This is a genomic window from Streptomyces sp. NPDC044064, from assembly GCF_056434245.1.
The window spans coordinates 111720-116590 of the sequence record NZ_JBWKFN010000017.1 but is presented as its reverse complement, the minus strand read 5'-3'; the positions used below and the strand labels follow the sequence as shown (position 1 = coordinate 116590).

Sequence of the window (4871 nt, the reverse complement as noted above, 5' to 3'; positions counted from 1 at the left end):
TTCCTGCCAGAGGAACAGGGAAAAAACCCCCCGATGCCTCCTGGCTTCCCCCTTGGGCAGTGTGGTCGGGGGGTGGGCGGGTTGTCCTGAGACCCCCCCCCCCCCCCCCCCCTGGGCCCCGAGCGCGGGCTGACCGCCTGCGAGGGCCTGCTCGACCGGTACGGCTATGAGCCCGTCCGGGAAACCCCCACCCGACTACGGCTGCGCAACTGCCCCTTCCACCCGCTGGCCGCGAAGGCTCCCGATCTGGTGTGCGGCATGAACCAGGCCTTCCTCAGCGGCTACCTCGACGGCCTGCAGGTCGGCGGAGTCCAGGCCGTACTGGCCCCCGAGCCCGGAGAATGCTGCGTACGGCTCGGTCCGAGCGACGCCGATCGCGATGATCGGCCCGCTCAGGGCTGAAGACGCGTCCTCGTCACTCACTATTCCTCGGTACAGCAACCGTCCCCGGCCACGGAACCCCCACCGGTCTCCAGACGGCAGAAGCAGGACGCCTCGATCGGCACGTCCGCCATCGCCGCGGCGATCTTCAGCTGCTGGGCCACGATCAGCGCCTCTCCCTGCTTGCCGAGCCGGACGAGGCATTCGTGGAGGCCGTGCAGGGCCCAGACGTTGCCCGGGTGCTGCAGCGGGCGCGGCAGGGTGTCGTCGAGTCCGAGGTCGGCGCGGTACACGGCCTCGGCATCCGCGACCAGGCCCTGCTCCAGAAGCAGTGCGCCGTATGCGTGCCGGGTGGGTTGCATCCACCCCCATGGCTCGTCGTACGGGAGGCCGTCGTCCAGTTCGATCGACCGGCGCAGTGCCGCGAACGCCGTTTCGTGCTTTCCCTTGCGGTAGGCGAGCTCTCCGTCCAGCATCTGTGCGGCGATCGCCAGAATGTCCGTGCAGGTGTTGTTGAACAGCGTTCGTGTCTGCGGGACCCGTGCGGCCGCCTCGCGGAAGAGTTCACGTTCCGCGTCCGCTTCGTCGATCCGGCCCGTGGCAGAGAGTGCGACTCCGCGCGCGTACCGCAGCATCGCCGTGGTCACGCAGTACAGCTGGGTGTCGGCAGGCATGGGCAGGCGCAGGACGTCATCCCAGCGGCCGAAGCGGATGAGCACGTGCACGCGCATCGCAAGGAAGCCCTCCAGCCAGTCCGCCATGGGCGGGCTGTCCACGCGCAGCAGTTCCTCGGGCACGGCCGCCTCGAGCCGGTCCGCCGTGTCCGTCGCGTCCTGGAAGCGGCCGAGGAACATCGCGCCGTAGATCTTGAAGTGGTAGTTGTGGCACCGGTACAGGGTGTAGAAGTTCATCGCCCCGGCCCGGGCGTGGAACTTCTCGTCGGCCGCGATCGCCTCGGCGTTGTCGGAGACCACGCGGCGGTAGTCGCCGCAGAGCACTTCCAGGTGGGACGGCATGTGCTGGAGATGTCCAGCGTCCGGCACCAGGCCCCGCAGCCGGTCGCCCACCGGCAGAGCGGCCTCGGGGGTCGGGGACATCTCCATCAGGTGGATGTACATGTGAAGCAGGCCTGGGTGCCGCGCGCCCGCCTCTGTGGCCATCGCCCGATCGAGTACCGCTTTGGCCTCGGTGGTCCGCGAACCAGGGGCCGGCCTGCCCGTGCTGATGTCCCACAGCTGCCAGGGTGTGAGGTTCATCAGGGCGTCGGCGTACAGGGTGGCCACGTCGAGATCGTCGGGCGCCAGTCGGTGCACGGAGCCCATGCTGTCGGCGTAGGCCGCGCTCCACACGGAACAGTCGTCGGCATCGGGGGACTGGGACCTTGGACAGCGAGCGTGCAATGCGTCGATGAGCGCCTGCTCGACCGGGCCGGCGCCGGCCGCCTTCGCGTGGGCGCGCTGTACGGCGGCGTGCGCTCGTTCCACGCTTCGCCCCAGGTCCTGCTCGTCGAAGGCCTCCCAGGGCTTGTTGTAATTGGGGCCGAGCGCGTAGGCCACGCCCCAGTCCGCCATGGCACAGTCGGGATCCGCCGAAGCAGCGGCCTCGAAGCAGCGGACCGCTTCCTCGTGATTGAAGGCGTACGTCCAGTTCAGCCCACGGTCGAACCACGTCTGTGCCTCGGCGGACGACGTCGTCACGCGCCGGCCGTGGCTGCCGAGGTCGTAGTACTGCATACGGGCTCCTCAAGGCTGTCGGCCGGCCGTCCCGGTTTCTGGGACGGCATGACGGTGGCCGGTGCGACGACCCTAGCGACGGACGGCGGCGATACCGCCCATTCATGCAGAAAAATACCCGGACGCGGTGTCCGGGCGGAAGTGTGCACTCCGGTACTGGCGGCGGCCCTGGGGGGCAGGTGCATGTGCGGCAGAAGGTGGCTTCTCGCAACAGTTCCCCGACGACCTCAGTACCAGAACGCTTTGACAACTGCCTTTCCGGCTGCAGCGGTGCGCTGATAGAAGCCACGGAGGTCGGCATGGTGCCGGACATAGATGTCCCTGACGTCCTCCTCGGCCCAGTCGAGACCGAACGTTCTGTGCAACTCGGGCCCCGTCGACTCCCAGAGGACGTCGAACGAGACGTCCGACAGAAAGGCCGATGCCTGCCGCGCCGCCTCCGGGCCCAGGTGGACGAAAGGCGGTTGCTCTTCGTCCCGGTGGTAGACGATGTCACCGCCGAAGACGGGCAGTTCCCACGCTCCTTCCTGCCCCTCGGCGAGGCCGCTTCCGGCCTCGTAGAGCCTGTGCACCGAACTGAAGTCCTTCTCGATGGACTCCGCAATCCCCGCGTCGAACTCCGCTCGATGGACGTCCCAGTCCCAGGCGGCCCCCATGAACTCCTCAAGCCAGCCGTAATCGAGCCGGACCCCGGAGCTCCGCACAGCGCGCAGATGCATGTGGAAACTCATGCCACCCCCCTCGTCACAAGCGACCCGACGAGCGCGGGCCGTCAAAGCCGGGAGCGTATCCCGTGGCACCGACACCGGGTGGGTGCTGCAACGTACGGGCGGCCAAGGCCTGTTCCGCAATCAATCTCCGGTGCTCTGCACCACGCCTCCAGCTACCCTCCGCTCATGGAGCAGGACCACCCCCTCGTCCGCGAAGTCTTCCCGGATCTCGTCACAGAGCTGATCTCTCTCCTGGAGACCGAAGGAGAACGCGAGCTGGCCATCTGTGCCTGGGATCTTCGTCTGGTCGAAGAGTGCGGCTGCGGCGACGAGTTCTGCCAGAGCTTCGGGACCGCACCCCATCCGCAGGGGCAGCCGTACGGCGCCGGCCACCGCTGCGTGCCGCTCCTGCCCTCGCGAGGCATGCTGTGCCTGGATGTCGTGGACGGCCGGATCATGTACGTCGAAGTCCTCGACCGGCCACCCATGCACCGCAGGGGTTCGCGACCGTGAGGAGGATCGGAGCGGCCGGTGGCAACGACGGGCCGCTCCTGGTTCCGGCTCGGTGACCCCTTCCCGTTCTCCGGCGACTGCGTCGGCCGGGTCATGGCGAACTCGGCGGTGCATTTCGTCCCCGACATCAACTGCTGGCAGGCCGGGCAGGTTCCGTCCCACGGCGTCCCGGGACGCGGCACGCGCCGTCCCGAGACGTCGCGGGACGATCCGGGACACGGGACGGTCCGAGGTGCGGGACGATCCGGGACACGGGACCGTTCGGAGGCGCGGGACGCTCCAGGGTGCGGGACGCGCTGTCCCGAGACGGCGTGGGACGGTCGGGGGAGCCCTACGGAGCGCGAACGGCCCATTACGCTCGCCACCGAATCGACCACAGTTTCCGGGGGAACCCATGTCAATCAACCATGCCCGCAAGGCAGTTGTGACCGCGGTCGCGGTCGGGGCGCTCACTCTGGCCAGTGCGGGCACCGCGTCCGCCGACGGCAATGTGACCTGGCACCATCGGCCGTCCGACAACTGCCTGGCCCTCGTCATCAACGGCGCAGGCCAGCCGTACGACGTGGGCATGAACGGGTGCGACGTCGGCTACGGCTGGTACGAGCAGTACAACAGCAACGACGACACCTGGCTGATGAAGCCGCAGGCCCAGTCCTGGCGCGGTTACTGCCTGACTGCCTACTCCAACGACGACGTGTACATGGAGCCCTGCCAGGCGAACAACGACTGGCAGCGCTGGTACGAGCGCTGGACCGGCTCCTCCTGGAAGCTCCAGCACAAGCAGACCGGTCGCTGGCTCGACAGCAACGGCAGGAGCGTCTACCTCGGCCCGGGGGGCTGGAACAACGACAACAAGTACCAGCTCTGGTACTGAGCCGTCGGTTCATTCCCGTACACCTTTCCGACCACGAACAACGACACACAGGGGGATTTCCCATGCGCATCAACACCGCCCGCATAGCCAAGGTTCTCGGGACCGCCGCGCTCGCACCGGTCCTGGCGCTGACCATGTCCACGGCGGCGCACGCCGACGGCGACGTGCACTGGGTGCACCGCGAGTCGGGCAACGCCCTGCAGATCAAGTGGGCCAACGACCACCCGGACGACGTCACGGTCGGCTGGGACTCGGACACCTTCACCCGGTGGCACGACGTGCAGCTGGGCGACGGCAGCTGGCTCGAGAAGAGCTCGGCGGACACCGGCTACTGTCTGACGGCCTACACCGACCACGACGCCTACATGGAGCCGTGCAGCGGCAACAACTACCAGCGCTGGGACGAGATCGGCGTCGGGGGCGGCAACTGGAAGCTGCGTAACCGGCAGACCCACGAGTGCCTCGACAGCAACGGCAACTCCGTCTACATGCACGAGTGCAACGACGGCAACAAGTACCAGCTCTGGTACTGAGCGCCGAAGCCCTGCCGAGGGGGGGGGGGGGGGGGGGTTTTTCCCCCCCCCCCCCCCCCTCGGGCTTGTCCTCGCGCATACAGGGTGCCGTGGGAAACCCGCAAACCTCCCCACGCCCCCTCCATCG

The 4871-nt window shown here is 68.2% G+C and carries 6 protein-coding genes; 4 read left to right on the top strand and 2 right to left on the bottom strand.

What is annotated here, in order from left to right; genetic code table 11:
* The first annotated feature begins 258 nt into the window (after positions 1-258).
* Positions 259-402 carry a hypothetical protein gene (locus AC07DS_RS26765; RefSeq protein WP_479149204.1) on the top strand — a complete coding sequence of 48 codons (144 nt, stop codon included), beginning with the start codon at positions 259-261 and terminating at the stop codon, positions 400-402.
* 20 nt (positions 403-422) lie between these two features.
* On the opposite strand, the gene AC07DS_RS26760 is transcribed toward AC07DS_RS26765, so the two are convergent.
* Complete coding sequence (locus AC07DS_RS26760) at positions 423-2114, bottom strand: tetratricopeptide repeat protein (RefSeq protein WP_479149202.1); 1692 nt, start codon at positions 2112-2114, stop codon at positions 423-425.
* Between the two features lie 227 nt (positions 2115-2341).
* On the bottom strand, positions 2342-2833 hold the full coding sequence (locus AC07DS_RS26755) for a DUF1877 family protein (protein WP_479149200.1): 492 nt from the start codon (positions 2831-2833) through the stop codon (positions 2342-2344).
* Positions 2834-3010: 177 nt separating this feature from the next.
* Here AC07DS_RS26755 and AC07DS_RS26750 point away from each other — a divergent pair, with 177 nt between their 5' ends.
* The 3 genes from AC07DS_RS26750 to AC07DS_RS26740 all read left to right on the top strand — a co-directional run bounded on the left by AC07DS_RS26750 (position 3011) and on the right by AC07DS_RS26740 (position 4744).
* Entirely contained in the window at positions 3011-3337 is a 327-nt protein-coding gene (locus tag AC07DS_RS26750; RefSeq protein ID WP_479149198.1) for a hypothetical protein, read from the top strand.
* 394 nt (positions 3338-3731) lie between these two features.
* Positions 3732-4211, top strand: coding sequence for a hypothetical protein (locus AC07DS_RS26745; protein WP_479149196.1), 480 nt, complete (start codon positions 3732-3734; stop codon positions 4209-4211).
* Between the two features lie 62 nt (positions 4212-4273).
* Positions 4274-4744, top strand: coding sequence for an RICIN domain-containing protein (locus AC07DS_RS26740; RefSeq protein WP_479149194.1), 471 nt, complete (start codon positions 4274-4276; stop codon positions 4742-4744).
* Positions 4745-4871 lie beyond the last annotated feature (127 nt).

Coding starts and splice junctions, on each gene's coding strand:
- AC07DS_RS26765 (WP_479149204.1), top strand. CDS start 259: ATGAACCAGGCCTTCCTCAGCGGCTACCTCGACGGCCTGCAGGTCGGC.
- AC07DS_RS26760 (WP_479149202.1), bottom strand. CDS start 2,114: ATGCAGTACTACGACCTCGGCAGCCACGGCCGGCGCGTGACGACGTCG.
- AC07DS_RS26755 (WP_479149200.1), bottom strand. CDS start 2,833: ATGCATCTGCGCGCTGTGCGGAGCTCCGGGGTCCGGCTCGATTACGGC.
- AC07DS_RS26750 (WP_479149198.1), top strand. CDS start 3,011: ATGGAGCAGGACCACCCCCTCGTCCGCGAAGTCTTCCCGGATCTCGTC.
- AC07DS_RS26745 (WP_479149196.1), top strand. CDS start 3,732: ATGTCAATCAACCATGCCCGCAAGGCAGTTGTGACCGCGGTCGCGGTC.
- AC07DS_RS26740 (WP_479149194.1), top strand. CDS start 4,274: ATGCGCATCAACACCGCCCGCATAGCCAAGGTTCTCGGGACCGCCGCG.